At 72.4% G+C, this 18,725-nt stretch carries 16 protein-coding genes, 1 tRNA gene and 3 pseudogenes; 9 read left to right on the top strand and 11 right to left on the bottom strand.

Going from position 1 to position 18,725, the window contains the following annotated elements:
* The first annotated feature begins 8 nt into the window (after positions 1–8).
* The 5 genes and pseudogenes from G7070_RS14735 to serA all read left to right on the top strand — a co-directional run bounded on the left by G7070_RS14735 (position 9) and on the right by serA (position 4,586).
* Positions 9–974, top strand: a complete 966-nt coding sequence (locus tag G7070_RS14735; protein ID WP_246227145.1) for an ABC transporter permease — start codon at positions 9–11, stop codon at positions 972–974.
* Complete coding sequence (locus tag G7070_RS14740) at positions 971–1,783, top strand: ABC transporter permease (RefSeq protein WP_166234364.1); 813 nt, start codon at positions 971–973, stop codon at positions 1,781–1,783. Before G7070_RS14735 ends, G7070_RS14740 begins: the two co-directional genes overlap by 4 nt.
* The gene (locus G7070_RS14745) at positions 1,780–2,607 is read left to right on the top strand and encodes an ABC transporter ATP-binding protein (RefSeq protein WP_166234365.1); all 828 of its coding nucleotides are present in this window, start codon (positions 1,780–1,782) and stop codon (positions 2,605–2,607) included. The genes G7070_RS14740 and G7070_RS14745 overlap by 4 nt, the downstream gene beginning before the upstream one ends.
* Positions 2,604–3,385: pseudogene (locus tag G7070_RS14750) on the top strand (ABC transporter ATP-binding protein). The gene G7070_RS14745 and the pseudogene G7070_RS14750 overlap by 4 nt, the downstream one beginning before the upstream one ends.
* A gap of 10 nt (positions 3,386–3,395) precedes the next feature.
* The gene (serA, locus tag G7070_RS14760; RefSeq protein WP_166234368.1) at positions 3,396–4,586 is read left to right on the top strand and encodes a phosphoglycerate dehydrogenase; all 1,191 of its coding nucleotides are present in this window, start codon (positions 3,396–3,398) and stop codon (positions 4,584–4,586) included.
* A gap of 114 nt (positions 4,587–4,700) precedes the next feature.
* Here the strand turns inward: serA and G7070_RS14765 are convergent, their stop codons facing one another.
* From G7070_RS14765 to G7070_RS14780, 4 genes and pseudogenes are all read right to left on the bottom strand, one after another.
* The gene (locus tag G7070_RS14765) at positions 4,701–5,522 is read right to left on the bottom strand and encodes an inositol monophosphatase family protein (RefSeq protein WP_166234369.1); all 822 of its coding nucleotides are present in this window, start codon (positions 5,520–5,522) and stop codon (positions 4,701–4,703) included.
* A 26-nt stretch (positions 5,523–5,548) separates the two neighbouring features.
* Positions 5,549–6,552: pseudogene (rsgA, locus tag G7070_RS14770) on the bottom strand (ribosome small subunit-dependent GTPase A).
* Positions 6,549–7,781: a 3-phosphoshikimate 1-carboxyvinyltransferase gene (gene aroA, locus G7070_RS14775; protein ID WP_166235360.1), complete on the bottom strand. Its 1,233-nt coding sequence runs from the start codon at positions 7,779–7,781 to the stop codon at positions 6,549–6,551. The pseudogene rsgA and the gene aroA overlap by 4 nt, the downstream one beginning before the upstream one ends.
* A 23-nt stretch (positions 7,782–7,804) precedes the next feature.
* On the bottom strand, positions 7,805–8,383 hold the full coding sequence (locus G7070_RS14780; protein WP_166234370.1) for a DoxX family membrane protein: 579 nt from the start codon (positions 8,381–8,383) through the stop codon (positions 7,805–7,807).
* A gap of 177 nt (positions 8,384–8,560) precedes the next feature.
* Between G7070_RS14780 and G7070_RS14785 the strand changes: the two are divergent.
* Both G7070_RS14785 and rsrA read left to right on the top strand, forming a co-directional pair.
* Positions 8,561–9,169: pseudogene (locus G7070_RS14785) on the top strand (sigma-70 family RNA polymerase sigma factor); the annotation flags it as partial.
* Positions 9,170–9,181: 12 nt separating this feature from the next.
* Entirely contained in the window at positions 9,182–9,451 is a 270-nt protein-coding gene (gene rsrA / locus G7070_RS18980) for a mycothiol system anti-sigma-R factor (RefSeq protein ID WP_246228034.1), read from the top strand.
* Between the two features lie 65 nt (positions 9,452–9,516).
* Here rsrA and G7070_RS20025 read toward each other — a convergent pair whose 3' ends face one another.
* Positions 9,517–9,591 (bottom strand): 50S ribosomal protein bL37, encoded by a 75-nt coding sequence (locus G7070_RS20025; protein WP_431977957.1) that lies wholly within the window; start codon positions 9,589–9,591, stop codon positions 9,517–9,519.
* Positions 9,592–9,714: 123 nt separating this feature from the next.
* Here G7070_RS20025 and G7070_RS14790 point away from each other — a divergent pair, with 123 nt between their 5' ends.
* On the top strand, positions 9,715–11,175 hold the full coding sequence (locus tag G7070_RS14790; RefSeq protein WP_166234372.1) for a sensor histidine kinase: 1,461 nt from the start codon (positions 9,715–9,717) through the stop codon (positions 11,173–11,175).
* A gap of 50 nt (positions 11,176–11,225) precedes the next feature.
* Here G7070_RS14790 and G7070_RS14795 read toward each other — a convergent pair whose 3' ends face one another.
* Together G7070_RS14795 and G7070_RS14800 are read right to left on the bottom strand one after the other, a co-directional pair.
* Positions 11,226–12,326, bottom strand: coding sequence for an ROK family transcriptional regulator (locus G7070_RS14795; protein ID WP_166234373.1), 1,101 nt, complete (start codon positions 12,324–12,326; stop codon positions 11,226–11,228).
* A gap of 56 nt (positions 12,327–12,382) precedes the next feature.
* Entirely contained in the window at positions 12,383–12,631 is a 249-nt protein-coding gene (locus G7070_RS14800) for a WhiB family transcriptional regulator (RefSeq protein WP_166234374.1), read from the bottom strand.
* 162 nt (positions 12,632–12,793) lie between these two features.
* On the opposite strand from G7070_RS14800, the gene G7070_RS14805 reads away from it, so the two are divergent.
* Positions 12,794–13,162, top strand: coding sequence for a hypothetical protein (locus tag G7070_RS14805; protein ID WP_166234375.1), 369 nt, complete (start codon positions 12,794–12,796; stop codon positions 13,160–13,162).
* Here the strand turns inward: G7070_RS14805 and galK are convergent.
* From galK to G7070_RS14825, 4 genes are all read right to left on the bottom strand, one after another.
* The gene (galK, locus tag G7070_RS14810; protein ID WP_166234376.1) at positions 13,146–14,246 is read right to left on the bottom strand and encodes a galactokinase; all 1,101 of its coding nucleotides are present in this window, start codon (positions 14,244–14,246) and stop codon (positions 13,146–13,148) included. The two genes, G7070_RS14805 and galK, sit on opposite strands and share 17 nt — an antisense overlap.
* Positions 14,236–14,415, bottom strand: a complete 180-nt coding sequence (locus G7070_RS14815) for a DUF6104 family protein (RefSeq protein ID WP_166234377.1) — start codon at positions 14,413–14,415, stop codon at positions 14,236–14,238. Before G7070_RS14815 ends, galK begins: the two co-directional genes overlap by 11 nt.
* Before the next feature lie 5 nt (positions 14,416–14,420).
* On the bottom strand, positions 14,421–18,173 hold the full coding sequence (locus G7070_RS14820) for a multifunctional oxoglutarate decarboxylase/oxoglutarate dehydrogenase thiamine pyrophosphate-binding subunit/dihydrolipoyllysine-residue succinyltransferase subunit (RefSeq protein WP_431977958.1): 3,753 nt from the start codon (positions 18,171–18,173) through the stop codon (positions 14,421–14,423).
* A 364-nt stretch (positions 18,174–18,537) separates the two neighbouring features.
* Positions 18,538–18,609 (bottom strand) — tRNA-Arg (locus tag G7070_RS14825).
* Positions 18,610–18,725: the final 116 nt, after the last annotated feature.

Raw genomic sequence — 18,725 nt, forward strand, 5'->3', positions numbered from 1 at the left:
GCCCGAGCGTGGCGCTCCGTCTGTTCCTCCGGCTCCTGCTCCGGCTGGCCATCCTGCTGGTCAGCCTCGCGGTGGCCTCCTGGGTGATCTTCTGGATCACCCAGGAACTGCCCGGCGACATCGCGCGGGTGATGCTGGGCGACGGCGCCTCTCCGGAGCAGCTGGCGGCCAAGCGCGCCGAGCTGGGGCTCGACCGCCCGTTCCGCGTGCAGTACGAGGAGTGGGTCGTCGGCGTGCTGACCGGCGACTTCGGGCGGTCGTGGTACTCCAAACTGCCGGTCGTGTCCCTGATCGCCCCCCGCGCCGCCGTCACGGCCTTCCTGGTGGGCGGGGGCCTGCTCGTGGCCGTGGTCATCGCCCTGCCGCTCGGTGCGCTGGCCGCCCTGAAGCGGCGGCAGTGGCCGGGGTTCGCGGTCTCGGCCGCCTCGCAGATCGGGATGGCGATCCCCGCGTTCTGGGCGGGCATCCTGCTCGTGGTGGCGTTCGCCGTCCAACTGCGCTGGCTGCCCGCCAACGGCTACGTGCCGTTCACCCGGGACCCGGCCGCGTGGGCGGCGCACCTGGCGCTCCCGGTGATCGCGCTCGGGCTGGTGCAGGCGGCCGTCCTGGTGCGCTACGTGCGGTCGTCGTTCCTGGACGTGCTGGGGGAGGACTACTACCGCACCGCGCGGTCGATCGGCTGGACGCGCGGGGCGGCGCTGTGGCGCCACGGCGTCCGCAACGCCGCGCTGTCGCTGGTCACGGTCATCGGGCTGCAACTCGCCTCGCTGATCGTCGGGGCGGTCGTCATCGAGCGCGTGTTCGTCCTGCCCGGCCTGGGGAGCCTGATGCTCGACGCGGTGGCGGGCTTCGACCTGATCATCGTGCGCGGCATCGTCATGGTGCTCGTGGCCACCGTCCTGGTGATCAACGGGCTGATCGACATGCTGTACGCGGTGATCGACCCCCGGCTGCGCGAGGGGGACCGGGCATGAAGCGCCTCGAACTGCGCGTCGGGCTCGCGCTCGTCGGCCTCGTCGTCGCGATGGCGCTGCTGTCGTACATCTGGACGCCCTTCAGCCCCACGCTGGTCAACTCGACCACGCCGCTGCAGCCGCCGGGCTGGCCGCACATCCTCGGCAGCGACCACATGGGCATCGACACGTTCAGCCGGATCCTCGTGGGCGCGCGGTCCGCCCTCTACGTGGGGGTGATCGCCGTCGGCGTCGCCGCGCTCGTCGGGGTGCCGGTGGGCCTGCTCGCGGCCTTCCTGCCCCGCTGGGCCGCCGAGATCGTGCTCCGGATCACCGACATCGCCTACGCCTTCCCGGCCCTGCTGCTGGCCATCCTGCTCGCCGGCGTCTTCGGGGCGTCCACCGAGACGGCGATGCTCGCCATCGGCGTCGCCTCGGTCCCCGCGTTCATCCGGGTCGCCCGCGCCGGCGCGGTGAGCGTGCTGGCCTCGGACTACGTGCTGGCGGCGAAGGCGTCCGGCACCACGGCGGTGCGCACCGCCGTGCGGCACGTGCTGCCCAACATCTCCCCGCTGATCGGCGTCCAGGTCTCGGTGAGCTTCGCGCTGGCCATCCTCGCCGAGGCTGCGCTGAGCTACCTGGGCCTCGGCACGCCCAGCACGGTGCCCTCGTGGGGGCGGATGCTCGGCGACGCCCAGACCTACCTGTTCGGACACCCGATCCAGGCCCTGTGGCCCGGGCTGGCGATCGCCGGCACTGTCCTGGGCTTCAACCTCGTCGGGGACGGGCTGCGCGACCTGCTGGACCCCAAGCTGCGGGAGGTGGCATGAGCCGCCTGAGCGTGCGCGACCTCACGATCGCCTTCGGACGCCGCCCGCCGGTCGTCACCGGGGTGGAGTTCGATCTGGAGCCGGGCGGTCGCCTGGGCCTGGTCGGTGAGTCCGGCTCGGGCAAGACCGTGACCGCGCTCGCGATCATGGGGCTGCTGCCCGAGAACGCCCGCGTCACCGGCTCGATCAGGCTCGGCGACACCGAAATCGTCGGCCTGGGCGATCGCGCCATGGCGAAGCTGCGCGGCGACCGGCTCGGGATGATCTTCCAGGAACCCATGACGGCGCTCGACCCGACGATGACCGCCGGCCGCCAGGTCGCCGAGGCCTTCCGGCTGCACCGCGACCGGGACGCCGGACGCGCGCGCCAGGCCGTGTGGGACATGCTCGCCGCCGTCGGCTTCGACGACCCGCAGCGCATCGCCGACAGCTATCCCCACCAGCTCTCGGGTGGCCAGCGGCAGCGCGTCGTGACGGCGATGGCCCTCATCAACCGCCCCGCCGTCGTGCTGTGCGACGAGCCGACCACGGCCCTGGACGTCACCGTGCAGGAACGCGTCCTGCAGGTCCTCGACGGGGTGCTGGACGCCGCGGGCGCCTCCTGCCTGTTCATCAGCCACGACCTGGCGGTCGTGTCGCAGCTCTGCTCGGAGGTGGCCGTGATGCTCGAGGGCCGGATCGTGGAGCGCGGGCCCGCCGAGCAGGTGTTCGCCCGCCCCACGCACCCCTACACCGCCGGCCTGGTGGGCGCCGGCCGGCTCGACCTCCTCGAGCCCGGGACGCCGCTGCCCACCGTGACCGACGCCGCCCGGAGCGCCCGATGAGCCTCTTCGAGGTCCGGGAGCTGACCCGGGTCTACGGCAGCGGACGCAACCGGGTGGTCGCCCTGGACGGGGTCAGCCTCGACGTGGCGGCGGGGCAGCGGCTCGGCATCGTGGGGGAGTCGGGGTCGGGCAAGTCGACGCTGGTCCGTCTGATGGCGGCCCTCGACAGGCCGACCTCGGGCGAGGTGCGCTTCGCAGGGCGCCCCGTCACCGGCGTGCCCGAGCGGGGCTGGGATTCCTGCGATCGCGGGTCCAGATGGTGTTCCAGGACCCCCGCGCGTCGCTGGACCCACGGATGCGGGTCCGCGACATCGTCGCCGAGCCCCTCGTCAGCCCCATCGTGCGGGCCGAACTGGGCGAGGTCGACCGCACCCGCCGCGTCCTGCAGGTGCTGGCGGAGGTGGGCCTGCCGCCGGAGGCCGGCGAGCGGTACCCGCACGAGTTCTCCGGAGGGCAGCGGCAGCGGATCGCGATCGCCCGGGCGCTCGCCCCCGCCCCGGACGTGCTCATCGCCGACGAGGCCGTCTCCGCGCTCGACGTGTCGGTCCGGGCGCAGGTGCTCAACCTGCTGATGCGGCTCGTGGACGACCTCGGCCTCACCCTCATCTTCGTCAGCCACGACCTGGGTGTGGTGCGGCACGTGTGCGGCGACGCGATCGTCATGAACGCCGGCCGCATCGTCGAGGCGGGCCCGACGCGGCGGATGTTCGAGCACCCCCAGGACGCCTACACCGCCCGACTGGTGGCCGCGATCCCCAGGTTCAGGGCGCGCCCCTAGAATCCTCCGGGTGAAGGCGCTTCTGCTCGAGAACATCCATACCAACGGCGTCCGGCTCCTGACGGAGCGCGGGTTCGACGTCGTGACCATGCCCGGTGCCCTGGGGGAGGACGACCTCATCGAGGCGTTGCAGGGCGTCGACGTCCTGGGCATCCGTTCCAACACCCACCTGACGCCGCGCGTCCTGGCCGAGGCAGACTCGCTCAAGGCCGTGGGCGCCTTCTGCATCGGCACCAACCAGATCGCCCTGGACGAGGCCACGCGGCGCGGCATCGCCGTCTTCAACGCGCCCTACAGCAACACCCGCTCGGTGGTGGAGTTGGCCATCGGGGAGATCATCGCGATGGCGCGGCACCTCACCGACCACAACGCCAAGATGCACGCCGGGGAGTGGGTCAAGTCCGCCAAGGGCAGCCACGAGATCCGCGGCCGGTCGCTCGGCCTAGTCGGCTACGGCAACATCGGCAGCCAGTTGTCGGTGGTGGCCGAATCGCTGGGCATGCAGGTGTACTTCTACGACATCGTGGACAAGCTCGCCCTGGGCAACGCCCGCCGCAGCGGCAGCCTCGAGGAGTTGCTGGCCGAGGCGGAGACCATCTCGCTGCACGTCGACGGCCGCCCCGCCAACCGCGGCTTCTTCGGCGCCGAGCAGTTCGCGCAGATGCGGCCCCGCTCGCTGTTCCTCAACCTGTCGCGCGGCTTCGTCGTCGACACCGCCGCCCTGAAGGACGCCCTGGATTCCGGGCACGTGGCCGGCGCGGCCGTGGACGTGTTCGAGACCGAGCCGAAGAAGAACGGCCAGGAGTTCACCAACCCGCTGCGCGGCACGCCGAACGTCATCCTGACCCCGCACGTGGCCGGCTCGACCGAGGAGGCCCAGCAGAACATCGGCTCTTTCGTGGCCGGCAAGCTCGCCGACTACGTGGAGTCCGGCTCGACGGTGCTGTCGGTCAACCTGCCGCCGGTGCAGGCGCACCGCGGCGACGGCCGCCGGATCACGCACCTGCACCAGAACGTGCCGGGCGTCCTCGCCTCGATCAACACGCTGCTGGCCGGCTACGGCACGAACATCGTGGGCCAGACCCTGGCCACCAAGGGCCAGGTCGGCTACGTGGTGCTCGACATCGCCGGCGAGCTGGACCCGGCCGCGATCGACGCGCTGCGCTCGATGCCCGAGACCATCCGCGTCGAGGTGCACTGACCCCGCTCAGACATGGCTCGCGCCCGGCCCCTCCAGGGACCGGGCGCGGCGTCGTTGCGGGCGCTGCCGTCCGGGGATGCCCGTCGTCGGGTCCCGGACGGGTCGGCGGGACGCTCAGTCGTCCAGGTCGAGGCGCTCGGTGGGCTCCATGGGGGCCAGCCGGGCGACGACGTCGTCGTGCAGCAGGCCGTTGGTGGCCAGGGCGCCGGGACCGACCGGCCCGCGCACCCCGTCGAGGTTGCTGAACTCGCCGCCGGCCTCCCGGACGATGACGTCGAGGGCCGCCATGTCGTGCAGCGCCAGGTCGGGCTCGGAGGCGATGTCCACCGCGCCCTCCGCCAGCAGCATGTAGCTCCAGAAGTCGCCGTAGGCGCGCGTGCGCCAGGCGTCGCGCAGCAGGTCGACGAACTCCTGGCCGCGTCCCGACGACACCCAGCCGCCGATCGAGCTGTAGGACAGCGACGCGTTCTCCACCGCGGAGACGCTGCTGACCTGCATCCGGCTGGCGTTCAGCAGGGTCTTGCCCGTGAACGCGCCGTTGCCCTTGGACGCCCACCAGCGGCGCTGCAGCGCCGGCGCGGACACCAGCCCGACCACCACCTCGTCGCCGTCCATGAGGGCGATCAGCGTCGCCCACACCGGGACGCCGCGGACGAAGTTGCGCGTCCCGTCGATCGGGTCGATGACCCAGCGCCGGGGACCGTACCCGGTGTCCGCGCGCTCCTCGCCGTGCACCGCGTCGCGGGCGCGCGCCCGCTTGAGGGTGGCGCGGATGGCGTCCTCGACCGCCAGGTCGGCGTCGGTCACCTCGGTCAGGTCCGGCTTGGCGCTGACCTGGAGGTCCTGGGACTTGAAGCGGGCGAGCGTGAGCGCGTCCGCGGTGTCGGCCAGGACGTGGGCGAGCCGGACGTCGTCGACGTAGCTGGGATCGGGCATGGCTTCACCCTAGGGCAGCCGGTGCGCTACTCCCATGAGGCGGGGCTGGTCCACACCTTCTCCATCCGGCGGAACGACTCCAGCCGCTCGGGGCGCAGCTCGCCGCGCTCGACGGCCTCGTCCAGGGCGCACTCCGGAGCCGTGGAATCGTGTCGGCAGCCCGCGGGCAGTCCTGCGTGATCGCGGCCAGATCGTCGAAGGCGGCGAGGATCGACTCGGTGGTCACGTGCGAGAGCCCGAAGCTCCGGACGCCGGGGGTGTCGATCACCCAGCCGCCGGGGGCGGGCAGCTCCAGCGCGATCGCCGAGGTGGAGGTGTGGCGCCCGCGTCCGGTCACCTCGTTGACGTGTCCGGTGGCCCGGTCGGCGTCGGGGATGAGCGCGTTGACCAGCGTGGACTTGCCGACGCCGGAGTGCCCGACGAAGACGGTGCGGTGCCCCGCGAGCAGTTCGCGCAGCCGGTCCAGGTCGGCGCCCGGCTGCACGACCACGGCCGTGACGTCGAGGCCGGCGTAGGCGGCGAGCAGGGCGTCGGGGGAGGCCAGGTCGGCCTTGGTCAGCACCAGCAGGGGCGCCAGGCCCGCGTCGAAACCGGCCACGAGGATGCGGTCGATCATCCCCATTCGCGGCGGCGGGTCCGCCAGCGCGGTGACGATGGCGAGCTGGTCGGCGTTCGCGACGATCGGCCGCTCGTGGGCGTCGTCGTCGTCGGCGGTGCGGCGCAGCACCGTCTCGCGCGGCAGCGCCTCCACGATGCGCGCCAGCGTCCCCGGGTCGCCCGAGGTGTCCCCGACGATCCGGACGCGCTCGCCCACGATCACGCCCTTGCGCCCGAGCTGGCGCGCCTTGGCCGCCAGCACCACGGTGCCCTCGTCCTCGAGCTGCACCGTGTAGCGGCCGCGGTCGACGGTGATGACCAGGCCCGTCGCGGCCTTGGAGTAGTCCGGGCGGTCCTTGGTGCGCGGCCGCGTCCGCTTGGGCGGGCGGCCGTACCCCTCGTGCTCGTCGTGCGTGATGCCGCGGCGGCTCATGCGCCGACCAGCCCCGACCACAGCCCGGGGAAGTCGGCCATCGTCTTGGTGCTCGCCCCGACGTCGTCCAGCTCCACGCCGGGGACCGCGAGCCCCAGCACCGCGCCGGCGTGCGCCATCCGGTGGTCGGCGTGGGTGCGCCACGTGCCGCCGGTCAGCGCGCCGGGGGCGACGATCAGGCCGTCCTCGGTCTGCCGCACCTCGGCCCCGCGGGCGCCGAGTTCGGCCTCGAGCGCGGCGAGGCGGTCGGTTTCGTGCCCGCGGATGTGGCCGACCCCGCGGATCCGCCCGCCGTCGCGGGACAGCGCGAGGAGGGCGGCCGCGATGCAGGTGAGCTCGCTGGCCTCGGACAGGTCCAGGTCGGCACCGCTCACGGCGCCCGTCCCGGTGACGGTGACCGATCCCGGCGTGCGCGTCACGACGCCGCCCAGCGCCTCGAGCGTCGCGAGGATCGCCCCGGACGCCTGCACGGTGTGGGAGGGCCAGGGCACCGTCACGGACCCGCCCGCGGCAGGCGCGGCCGCCAGGAAGACGGCGGCGTTGACGAGGTCGGGCTCGATGACGTCGTCGCGGGCGGCGATCGTCCCCGGGGCGACGTGCCACGTGTCGGGCCCCGTCTCGGCGGCGTCCACGCCGCGGTCGGCGAGCATGGCCAGGGTGAGCCGGATGTGGGGCCGCGACGGCACGGGCGGGCCGACGTGGCGCAGGTCGAGGCCGCGCTCGAACCGGGCGCCGGCGAGCAGCAACCCCGAGACGAACTGGCTCGACCCCGAGGCGTCGATGGTCACGTCGCCGCCGGGCACCGCGCCGGTGCCGTGCACCGTGAACGGGATCGCGCCCCCGTGGTCGATCGTGGCACCCGCCTGCACCAGGCCGTCCAGCAGCGGCCCGACGGGGCGCACCTCGGCCTCCGGGTCGCCGGTGAACGTCGTGGTGCCGTCCGCCAGCGCGGCCAGGGCAGGGACGAACCGCATGATGGTGCCCGCCTGGCCGACCTCGACGGCGCCCGGGGTGAAGGCCGCGGGCGGGCTGACGAGGACGGTGCCGTCGGGGTCGTCGCGGAATCCGACGCCGAGGGCCTCCAGCGCGGCCCGCATCAGCCGCGTGTCGCGCGCGTCCAGCACGCCGGTCAGCCGCGACGGGCCGTCCGCCAGCGCGGCGAGGACGTACGCGCGGGCGGTCGCGGACTTCGATCCGGGGACCACCACCGTCCCCGACACCGGCGACATCGCGGTCGGGGCGGTCCACCGTGTCACGACAGCGCGCCCTCGATGCTCTTCTTGACGTGCTTGGCCTGCCGCTTGGCGTCGCCGGCGAGGTGCTTGGCGTCCCGCTTGGCCAGCTTGGCCGCGCGCTCGGTCTCGGCGCTCAGGCGGCGCCGAGTGTCCGCGGCCCGCCACGCCAGGCTGGGGCGACCGGCGGTGTCCTGGGTCACGATGAGGGCGGCGCCCAGCAGGGCCAGGTCGCGCAGGCGGGCCACCTTGTGCTCGGCGCGCTCCACCTCGCTGGCGCCCTCGGGGAGCTGCCCCAGCACCTGCGTCAGCATGGACGCGGCCGCCAGCGCACCGCCCGCGCGCCGGCCGATGCCGGTGACGATGCCCAGGCCGCCCAGCAGCGACAGGGCGCCGTTGATGCGGACCAGCGTCTCCGGGTTCTCGGGCACGTACGAGGCGGCGTCGGGGCCGACTGCCTTGCGGGCCAGCGGGACGATCCGATCCGCGACCGGCTCGACCTGAGCGACGTAGCGCTCGGGCTCCTTGATCGACTTGACCCCGTTGACAATGTAGAAGCCGCCCAGCAGCAGGCGACCGACTCCGCGCAATAGGTTCATGGCGACATTCCTACCACGGGCGCACGCGGGGCGGGAACAGACCACGGTCTGTGACGCCGATGTCGGGAATACCCGCCCCGGCGTCCTGGTTGAAAGGGCGTGGCAAGCACCGTACTGACCCCGGACTCCGAGCGCGGAACGCGCGTCGGGGAGGGTTCGCCGGTACTCTCGTACGTGATGAACCTCCCTACGACCGACGCGGCGAACGAACCGATCGACGTCACCCAGGAGACCGAAGAGGAGCGCACCGCCCGCTTCGAGCGCGACGCGCTGCCCTACCTGGACCAGCTCTACGGCGCGGCGCTGCGCATGGCGCGCAACCCCGCCGACGCCGAGGACGTCGTGCAGGACACCTTCGCCAAGGCCTACCAGTCCTTCCACCAGTTCAAGCCGGGCACCAACCTCAAGGCGTGGCTGTACCGGATCCTCACCAACACCTACATCAACGCCTACCGCAAGCAGCAGCGCCGCCCCAAGGAGGGGTTCGGCGAGGACGTCGAGGACTGGCAGCTCGCGCGCGCCGAGCAGCACACGTCCACGGGGCTGCGCTCGGCCGAGATGGAGGCCCTGGACCGGATGCCCGACTCCGTCGTGACCGACGCGATGGCGCAGCTGGCCCCCGACTTCCGGATGGCGGTCTACCTGGCCGACGTCGAGGGCTTCTCCTACAAGGAGATCGCCGAGATCATGGGGACGCCGATCGGCACCGTGATGTCGCGGCTCAACCGCGGACGCACCCAGCTGCGCGGCATGCTGGCCGAGCACGCGGCGTCCATGGGGATCGGAACGGGGGACGCGATGCCTGATCCGAGGATCGTCGACTGCGCCTACGTCGAGGAGCGCGTGCAGCAATTCCTGGACGGGGAGCTGAGCGAGACCGAGGCCGACGAGCTGCGGTTCCATCTGGACGCCTGCGCGCACTGCATCGACGGCGCCGACCTGATCGAGGCCTACCGCCGCCTGGTGCGGCGCTCGTGCGCCTCGCACGCGCCGGAGTCGCTGCGGCTGCGCATCATCACCCAGATCCACGCCGTGCAGGTGACCCGGATCGAGATCCGCGAGGTCTGAACCCGCCCCACGACACACGAAACCCCCGCGAGGATCTCGCGGGGGTTCGTCGTTCCGGGTACGGCTCAGGCGTTGGGACGCTTGCCGTGGTTCGCCTTGCCCTTGCGGCGAGCGCGGCGCTTGCGACCGGTCTTTCCCATGGGAATCTCCTCACGTCGGTTGGCGCCGGGCGGCGCGACGGTCCATTCTGCCACGCACCCCCGCCGCGCTCCAAACCGGGCGGGGTGGGAACGGCGTCTCCGGGAGGCCCTAGCATGGAGAGCATGCTCTCGATGACCGAGGTGATCGCCGAACACAGCGACCTGTCGGCGAACGACACCCTGTGGTTGGCGGGGCTGGTCGACCAGTGGGACATGCTCGCGGACCTGGCGTTCAGCGACCTGATCCTGTGGGTCCCCGACGTGGACGACAACGTGTTCTGGGCCGCCGCGCAGTGCCGCCCCACCACCGGTCCCACCGCGCTGGAGGACGACGTGGTGGGCGAGGACATCGCCTACGACCCCGAGAGCCTGGTGATCGAGGCCTACCTGTCCCAGGAGGTCAGCCAGACCAGCGGCAACAAGCTGCACGCGGGCATCCCCGTGGACGTGCACGCCGTCCCGATCCTGCGGGACGGCCGGGCGATCGCCGTGGTCGAGGTCCATACCAACCGGATGGGGGTGCGGGCGCCGGGCGCGCTGGAGGACACCTACCTGGAGACCGCCATGGTGCTCATGGAGATGATGCGCCAGGGCCGGTTCCCCACGCCCGGCGACAAGCCCGTGCCGTGGGGGACGCCGCGGGTGGGCGACGGCTCGCTGCGCGTCACCGCGGGCGGCGTCGTCGCGTTCGCGAGCCCCAACGCCATGAGCGCCTTCCGGCGGCTCGGCTGGGGCGGTGATCTGCTGGGCGACCGGCTCGCCGAGATCATGGACTCGTTCAAGCACGGCCGGCGCGAGCCCGTGGAGGAGATGGCCCCGCCGCTGCTGTCGGACCACCGCGTCCGCGAGATGGAACTGGAGACGATGGACGGCGCCATGCGGCTGCGGTCGCAGCCGCTGTGGCGCGACGGCGAGCCCGACGGCTGGTTCGTCACCTGCCGCGACGTCACCGACCTGCGCACGCGCGAGCGCGAGCTCGTCACCAAGGACGCGACGATCCGGGAGATCCACCACCGTGTCAAGAACAATCTGCAGACGGTGGCTGCGCTGCTGCGGCTGCAGGCCCGCCGCACCACGTCGCCCGAGGCGTCCAACGCGCTCGCGGACGCGCAGAAGCGCGTCGCGGCCATCGCGGTCGTCCACGAGATCCTGTCCCAGGGTTTCGACACCTCGGTCAGCTTCGACGAGGTCGCGGACCGGCTGATGACCATGGTGCGCGACGTGGCCACGTCCCGCAGCAAGGTGACGATGACCCGCATCGGCTCGTTCGGCAACATCCCCGCCGACGTCGCCACGAACCTGTCGCTGGTGTTCACCGAGGTGGTCCAGAACGCGCTGGAGCATGGCCTGGGCGATCGCCCCGGGCACGTGGTGGTGACCGCGGACCTGCGCGGGGGCTACCTCAGCGTCGAGGTCGCCAACGACGGGGAGACGCTGCCGCCCGACTTCGCTCCCGGCTCGTCGCACAGCCTGGGGCTGTCGATCGTGACCACCCTGGTGGCCGACCTGGAGGGCACCTTCGCGATGGAGCGCGGCCCCGAGGGCGAGGGCACGCTCGCCAAGATCGTCATCCCGCTGGACTGACCTTCGGGCCGTCGGCCGCTCGTCCCCGCCACGCGGCGCCTCGGGACAGGTCAGGCCGCGCGCATCCGGCTGCGGATGGCCAGCGCCGCGGCGCCGCGGGCCCACTCGGCCTCGCCGACCGCCTCGACGATCAGCTCGGGCACGGGCAGGTCGCGCGGGCTCATCTCGGCGAGCCGGGCGGCCACCCGCTCCTCGCGGCCGGCGAGCACCACGGCACCCTCCCCGGCGAGCAGGATCCGCCGCGGGGCCGTCACGGCCGACACCGTCCCGGCGAGTTGCCCGGCGGCGTCGGCCAGATCGTCCAGCAGGGTGGCGAGCCCCGGGTGGTCGGCCGCGAGCGCGGGTAGGTCCGCGGCCGCGATGGCGTGGCCCAGAAGGGCCGAGGCCCGCTCCACGAGCAGCGGGACGCCCGCGGCGTCCATGGCGGGGCGGCCGCCGCCCAGCAGCACCGGGCCGACCAGGCCGGCGGCGCCGCCGTGGCCGCGCACCAGTTCGTCGCCCGCCACCAGCCCCAGACCGACCCCGGCGCCGAGCGTGACGACCGCGAAGTCGTCGCAGCCGCGGCCCACGCCGAACCAGTGCTCGGCGACGGTGAAGGCGTTCACGTCGTTGTCGATGACCACGTCGAGCCCGGTTTCGGCGCGCAGCAGGCCCGCCAGGTCCACCGGCTCGTCCCAGCCGAGCAGGTGGGTGCTGCGCACCAGCCCGTCGGCGGCGACAGTCCCGCCCAGCGACACCCCGAGCGCGCGGGGTCGGCGCCGGCCGCGCAGGTCGACGACCAGCGCCCCCACGGCGGCGACCACCGCGGCGGGGGAGGCGTCCGCCAGCGGCGTCGAGCCGGCCCGCAGGATCGTGCCCTTGAGGTCGGTGAGGACGCCGTGCGCGGCGTCCCGGGTGAGCTTCACCCCGACGAACGAGGCGGCGCTCGCGGCGATCTCCAGGGGCAGGGCCGGACGGCCGGGGGAGCGCGGCCGCGGCGTCCCCTCGATCAGCAGGCCCGTGCGGACCAGCGGCTCGGTGATGCGGGTCAGGCTGGCCGAGGACAGCCCCAGCATGCGTCCCAGTTCGGCGCGCGAGATCGGGCCGTACCGGAGCACGGCGAGGGTCACGCGCAGCGAGGTCGGATCGAGGTTCCAGCGGTCGCGCGGCACACGACCAGTCTGCCGTTTCGGCGTCGACAAGGGTGCTGCGGGAACGAAAGAGAGCGTCAGCCGCGGTTGCGGGCGCGGGCGTTGCGGCGCTTCATGGCGCGGCGCTCGTCCTCCGACAGGCCGCCCCAGACGCCGTGGTCCTGTCCCGCCTCAAGAGCCCACTGGAGGCACTCGGCGCGCACGTCGCAGCGGGCGCACACCTTCTTCGCCTCCGCGATCTGCATGATGGCCGGACCGGTGTTCCCGACGGGGAAGAACAGCTCGGGATCCTCGGTCAGGCAAGCCGCCCGATGGCGCCAATCCATGCGGCAACCACTCCTTGTCTTGGAAGAGTCTCAGAAGCACGTCGGGTTGGGGGTGCGGTCCGGGCGTACCCGAACACTTTGCCAACAAGAACGGGCGAAAACAAGAGGTTTCACACGGCGGTTCGTGGGATCGGGCGAAACGATCCCGTACCATGGCCACCGATGCGCGAAACCTCCTCCCCCCGTTCCCCCTGGCTGACGGCCGCGGCCGTCGCCGGCGTCGGCCTGGCCGTCTTCTTCGTCGTCCTCGCGGTGCTCTCGCTGGCCTCCGGACACGGCGCGTTCAGCGGCGGGGTCGCGGTCGCGCTGCTGATCTGGGCCGTCATCGTGGCGGTCTCGGCGGTGCTGCTGTGGCGGGGGCGCGGGTTCCTGCGCGGGGTCGTGGTCGCGGCGGGGCTGCTCCACGTCTTCGCGTTCGGGCAGATGGTGCCGAGCAACCCCTGGGCGCTGCTCGGCTCGGCCGCCGGCCTCGTCTGCGTCGTGGCGCCCCTGCTGCCCAGCAGCCGGGCCCGCCTCAGTCGCGCAGGCTGAGCTCGATGCCGCCGGCGGCGGCCCGCGTGGTCGTGACGCCCGGGGCGTCGAACCCCCGCTCGGCGTAGGCGGCCTGCAGCGCCGCGGTGAACGCCTCCAGCCGGTCGGCCGGCAGCAGCGCGATCACGGTGCCGCCGAAGCCGCCGCCGGTCATCCGCGAGCCCAGCGCCCCGGACGCCAGGGCGACCTCCACGGCCAGGTCGACGGTGGGGACCGTGATCTCGTAGTCGTCGCGCATGGACGCGTGCGAGGCCGTCAGCAGCGCACCGAACGCGGGCCAGTCGGCGTCGCCGAGCGCGCTGATCGCGTCCAGGACGCGGGCGTTCTCGGTGACGACGTGCCGGACGCGCCGCACCTGCTCCGGGTCGCTCAGACGCGCCAGGGCGTCGTCGAGCTCCGCCACGGTGACGTCGCGCAGCGCCGGCACACCGAGCGCCGCCGCGGCGGCCTCGCAGGCCTCGCGTCGGCGCGCGTAGTGTCCGTCGGCCAGGACGTGCGGGCTGCGCGTGTCGACCAGCGCGAGGACGAGGTCGTCCGGCAGCGCGAACGGCACCTGCGTCGTGGTGAGCGTGCGGCAGTCCAGGAGCAGCGCGTGGTCGGTCTCGCACCAGAGGCTGGCGCGCTGGTCCATCGGGCCGGTGGGGATGCCCAGGAAGCCGTTCTCGGCGGTCTGGGCGGCCTGCGCCAGCTCCTCGGGGGTGAGGTCGAGCTCGGCGTAGAGGTCCAGCGCGAGCGCCGTGGCGCACTCCAGGGCCGCCGAGCTCGACAGCCCGCCGCCGAGCGGGACGTCGCTGGTCAGCGTCAGCTCGACGCCGCCCACGTCGTGGCCGGCCTGCCGCAGCGCCCACAGGACGCCGGCGACGTAGCCCCACCAGGCGCGCTCGCCGGGCTCGAGGGTGTCCAGGGTCACCGTCTCGCCCAACTGCTCGGACGTGATCGTGACCAGGTCGCCCTCGCCGGGGGACGCGGTGACCCGCGCCACCTTGTCCAGGGCGATGGGGAGCACGAAGCCGTCGTTGTAGTCGGTGTGCTCGCCGATCAGGTTCACCCGGCCGGGGGAGATCCCCACCGCGTCACTCGTCATCGGGATCGTCCAATCGCGCCAGCCACGTGGCGAATCGTTCCACGGGGACCTCGAACTCCGGGTGCACGTCCACGAACGTGCGCAGCTGCTCGGCGAGCCAGGCGAGGGTCACTTCCTCCTCGCCCCGGCGCGCCTCGAGCTCCTCGATGCCCCGGTCGGTGAAGTACACGCCGCTCAGACCCCGTCGAAGGCGCGGTCGAGCAGTTCCTTCTCCTGCGCGAGGTGCACCTTGTGCAGGCCCACGGACGGCGAGGACGCCTCGGGGCGCGCCACCGGCGTCATCGTGAACGTGTAGTCGTCGCCCATGCCCGCCTCGATGGCCTCGGGGAGGTGCAGCGCCATGAACGGCCACGGCCCCTGGTTGATCGGCTCGTCCTGCACGAAGCGGATGTCGGTGACGCCCGGGTAGCGCTTGAGCTCGGCGACCAGGTCGTCGGTCGGGAGCGGGTAGAGCCGCTCCAGGCTGACGATGGCGACCTTGCCCTCCAGGCCCCGCTTCGCGCGCTCGGCCACGAGCTCCCACCGGAGCTTGCCCGAGCACAGGATGACGGCCTTCACCTGCGCGTCGTCGGTGATCGACTCGTCGCCGATCGCCGGACGCCAGCGACCCTCGGTGAACTCCTCGGGCGGCGAGACCGCGGCCTTGTTCCGCAGCATCGACTTCGGCGTCATGATCACCAGCGGGCGGTGCCAGTTCACGTACGTGTGGGTGCGCAGCAGGTGGAAGTGGGACGCCGGCGTCGAGGGCTGGCACACGGCCAGCGCGCCCTCGGAGCACAGCTGCAGCCAGCGCTCGATGCGGGCCGAGCTGTGGTCAGGGCCCTGGCCCTCGTAGCCGTGCGGCAGCAGCAGCACGACGCCCGACTTCTGCGTCCACTTCGCCGCGCCGGAGGAGATGAACTCGTCGGCCATCGTCTGGGCGCCGTTGGCGAAGTCGCCGAACTGCGCCTCCCACAGCACCAGCGCCTGCGGGGAGGCGACCGAGTAGCCGTACTCGAAGCCCATCACCGCGTACTCGCTGAGCAGGGAGTCGTAGACGTGGAACTTGCCCTGGTCCTCGCTCAGGTGCTGCAGCGGGACGTACTCCTCGTTGGTCCGGCGGTCGACCACCGCGGCGAACCGCTGGCTGAACGTGCCGCGGCGGCTGTCCTGGCCGGTGAGCCGGACGGTGCGGCCCTCCAGCAGCAGCGACCCGAACGCGAGGATCTCGGCGGTGGCCCAGTCGATCGGACCCTGCTCGATGGCGTGCGCCCGGCGCTCCATCTGGGGCAGCACCTTCGGATGGACGGCGAAGTCCTCGGGGAACGTCACCTGCGCCTGCGCGATCCTGGCCATGGCCTCGGGAGTGATCGCGGTGCCCTGCTCGCGGCCCAGCTTGACCGGGTAGAACGGGACACGGCGGTAGGTGTCGTCGTCGTCGGAGGTGTCCTTGACGTCCTTGAACACGCCCTCGAGCCGGCTGCGGAACTTCTCCATCACCGCGTCGGCGTCCTCGGTGGAGATGTCGCCGCGTCCGATGAGCGACTCGGTGTAGAGCCGGCGGACGCTGCGCTTCTGCTCGATGAGGTCGTACATCTTGGGCTGGGTGAAGCTCGGGTCGTCGCCCTCGTTGTGGCCGCGGCGGCGGTATGCGATGAGGTCGATGACGACGTCGGTGTGGAAGCGCTCGCGGTATTCGAAGGCCACCCGGCCGACGCGGGCGACGGCCTCCGGGTCGTCCCCGTTGACGTGGAAGATCGGCGCCTGCACGACCTTGCCGACGTCGGTGGAGTAGACCGAGGAGCGCGACTCGCTCGGAGCGGTCGTGAAGCCGACCTGGTTGTTCACCACGATGTGGATCGTGCCGCCGGTCTTGAAGCCGCGCAGCTGGCTCATCTGCAGGGTCTCGTAGACCACGCCCTGGCCGGCGAAGGACGCGTCGCCGTGCAGCAGGACCGGCAGGACGTCGTAGGCCTCGAGGTTGCCCGAGGCGTCCATCTTGGCCCGCGCGATGCCCTCGACGACGGGGTTGACGGCCTCCAGATGGCTGGGGTTCGCGGCGACGGAGGTCTTGATCTTGTTGCCCTCCAGCGAGGTGAACTCGCCCTCGGCGCCCAGGTGGTACTTCACGTCGCCGGTGCCCATGATCTGGTGCGGGTCGATGCTGCCCTCGAACTCGCGGAAGATCTGGCCGTAGCTCTTGCCGACGATGTTGGCCAGCACGTTGAGCCGACCGCGGTGCGGCATGCCGATCATGACCTCGGACAGTCCGGTGTTCGCCGCGACGTCGCACACCTCGTCCAGCAGGACGATCGTGGACTCGGCGCCCTCCAGCGAGAACCGCTTCTGGCCGACGAACTTGGTCTGCAGGAAGGTCTCGAAGATCTCGGACTCGTTGAGCTTGTCCAGGATGCGCAGGTGCTCCTCGCGCGTCCACTTCTTGGCGGGCTGCTCGAACAGGGACTCGATCCAGCGCCGCTTCTCGGGCTCCTGGATGTGCATGAACTCGACGCCGACGTGGCCGGAGTAGGCGGAGCGGAGCTGCTTGAGGATCTCCCGCAGCGTCATCGTCTCCTTGTCGTGGCCGCCGAACTGTCCGACGGGGAACTCGCGGTCGAGATCCCAGATGGTGAGGCCGTGCGCCTCGAGCTCGAGCTCGGGGTGGCTGCGCTGCTCGTACTCCAGCGGATCGATGTCGGCCATCAGGTGGCCCCACATCCGGTACGCGTTGATGAGCTGGATGACGCGGGCGCCCTTGCTCAGCTCGAACGTGCGGTGCGCGGAGTCGTCGGAGGCCCAGCGCAGCGGCAGGTAGGGCACGCGCAGCGACAGGAAGACCTCGTCGTAGAAGTCGTGCTTGCCGATGATCAGCTCGTGCAGCACCTTCAGGAACTCGCCCGACGTCGCGCCCTGGATGACGCGGTGGTCGTAGGTCGAGGTCAGGGTGGTGATCTTCGACACGGCGAGCTCGCGCAGCCGCTGGTCGGAGGCCGCCTGGAACTCCGGCGGGTAGTCCAGCGAGCCGACGCCCAGGATGACGCCCTGCCCGGTCATGAGGCGCGGCACGGAGTGGCTGGTGCCGATGCCGCCGGGGTTGGTCAGGGACGCGGTGGTGTTGGCGAAGTCGTCGACCGTCAGCTTGCCGTTGCGGGCCTTCTTGACCATCGCCTCGTAGCCCTGCCAGAACTCGCGGAAGTTCATCTGGTCGGCGCCCTTGATGTTGGGCACGAGCAGTTGGCGGGTCCCGTCCGACTTCACCTGGTCGATGGCCAGGCCGAGGTTGATCTGGTTGGGGATCACCAGCGTGGGCTTGCCGTCGACGACGTCGTAGGCGTTGTTCATGTCCGGGACCATCTTCAGGGCCTGGACCATCGCGTAGCCGAGCAGGTGCGTGAAGGACACCTTGCCGCCGGTGGTGCGCGCGAGGTGCTGGTTGATGATCTCGCGGTTGTCGATGAGCAGCTTGACCGGCAGGTTCCGGACGCTGGTGGCGGTGGGGACCGTCAGCGACAGGTCCATGTTCTTGGCGGTGCGCATCGGCGCGCCGCGCAGCGTCACCTTGGTGGGCTCGGCCTTCTCCTCGATCGGGCGGACCGCGGAGGGTCGGTTGGCGGACAGGCCGCCGCCGCTGCCGGGGTTGCGGGGGGTGCTGGGCACCGACGCCGTGGGCGCGGGTGCGGGCACCGGCGCCGCGGCCGGCGTCGACGCGACCGCGGGGGTCGGGGACGGCGTCGGAGCCGCCGGGGCGGGCGGCGCGGCGGGAGCGGCCGGGGCCGCGGGCGCCGGCTTGGCCAGCTCGACCTTGGGGTCGGGGGCGGGGGCGGAGTGCTGGGGGCCGGCTGCGCGGGGGCGGGGGCCGGGGGAGCGGACGGAGCGCTGCTCGCCGCGGGGGTGGCCGGGGCGGCGGACGCGTCCTGCGCGGCGCGCTGCTGGAAGAACGCGCGCCAGGAGGGGTCTACCGAATCCGGGTCGGACGAATATGCCTCGAACATCTCTTCGATGAGCCAGTCGTTGGCCCCGAAGTCCGTGAGGTCGCTGGAGTTGTTGCCGGGCGCCGTCGCCACAATTGCCTTCTTCCATTCGCTCGCGCATGAACGGCCTGCCTGGTCGACCGCTCGGGTTCGAGCTTAGCCAGGATTCCCGACGCGGACGAACCCCGCGTGCCGCGTGGCGGGCAGGTCGCCCCCGCCCTTTTCCGGCCCGTCCACCGAAGCTTCTCGGGTATCGGAACCGAAGCCCGTGCCGCGACCATGACGGCGTCCGGGAATGAGCCGACCCCCCGTCCGACGTGGATCGGACGAGGGGTGGAGGGCGCCCCCAGCAGGATTCGAACCTGCGCTCCCGCCTCCGGAGGGCGGTGCTCTATCCCCTGAGCTATGGGGCCGAATGGCCGCAGACGACTCTAGCACCCTTCGGACGTCCGCTCCGCCTCCGGCCGTCCGCGCCGGGCCGCCGTCCGCGCGGTGGCGCCGGTGGGGCGTCCGTGCCCCGACGTGGCAG

It is taken from the genome of Propioniciclava coleopterorum, assembly GCF_011393335.1.
Taxonomy (GTDB): Bacteria; Actinomycetota; Actinomycetes; order Propionibacteriales; family Propionibacteriaceae; genus Propioniciclava; species Propioniciclava coleopterorum.

Bases quoted from the DNA above. Each gene is read 5' to 3' on its own strand.
- G7070_RS14805 (WP_166234375.1), top strand. From the start codon at position 12,794: ATGCGCGAAACCTCCTCCCCCCGTTCCCCCTGGCTGACGGCCGCGGCC.
- galK (WP_166234376.1), bottom strand. From the start codon at position 14,246: ATGACGAGTGACGCGGTGGGGATCTCCCCCGGCCGGGTGAACCTGATC.
- G7070_RS14765 (WP_166234369.1), bottom strand. From the start codon at position 5,522: ATGCCCGATCCCAGCTACGTCGACGACGTCCGGCTCGCCCACGTCCTG.
- G7070_RS14745 (WP_166234365.1), top strand. From the start codon at position 1,780: ATGAGCCGCCTGAGCGTGCGCGACCTCACGATCGCCTTCGGACGCCGC.
- G7070_RS14740 (WP_166234364.1), top strand. From the start codon at position 971: ATGAAGCGCCTCGAACTGCGCGTCGGGCTCGCGCTCGTCGGCCTCGTC.
- G7070_RS14790 (WP_166234372.1), top strand. From the start codon at position 9,715: ATGCTCTCGATGACCGAGGTGATCGCCGAACACAGCGACCTGTCGGCG.
- G7070_RS14780 (WP_166234370.1), bottom strand. From the start codon at position 8,383: ATGAACCTATTGCGCGGAGTCGGTCGCCTGCTGCTGGGCGGCTTCTAC.
- aroA (WP_166235360.1), bottom strand. From the start codon at position 7,781: ATGTCGCCGGTGTCGGGGACGGTGGTGGTCCCCGGATCGAAGTCCGCG.
- rsrA (WP_246228034.1), top strand. From the start codon at position 9,182: ATGCCTGATCCGAGGATCGTCGACTGCGCCTACGTCGAGGAGCGCGTG.
- G7070_RS14800 (WP_166234374.1), bottom strand. From the start codon at position 12,631: ATGGATTGGCGCCATCGGGCGGCTTGCCTGACCGAGGATCCCGAGCTG.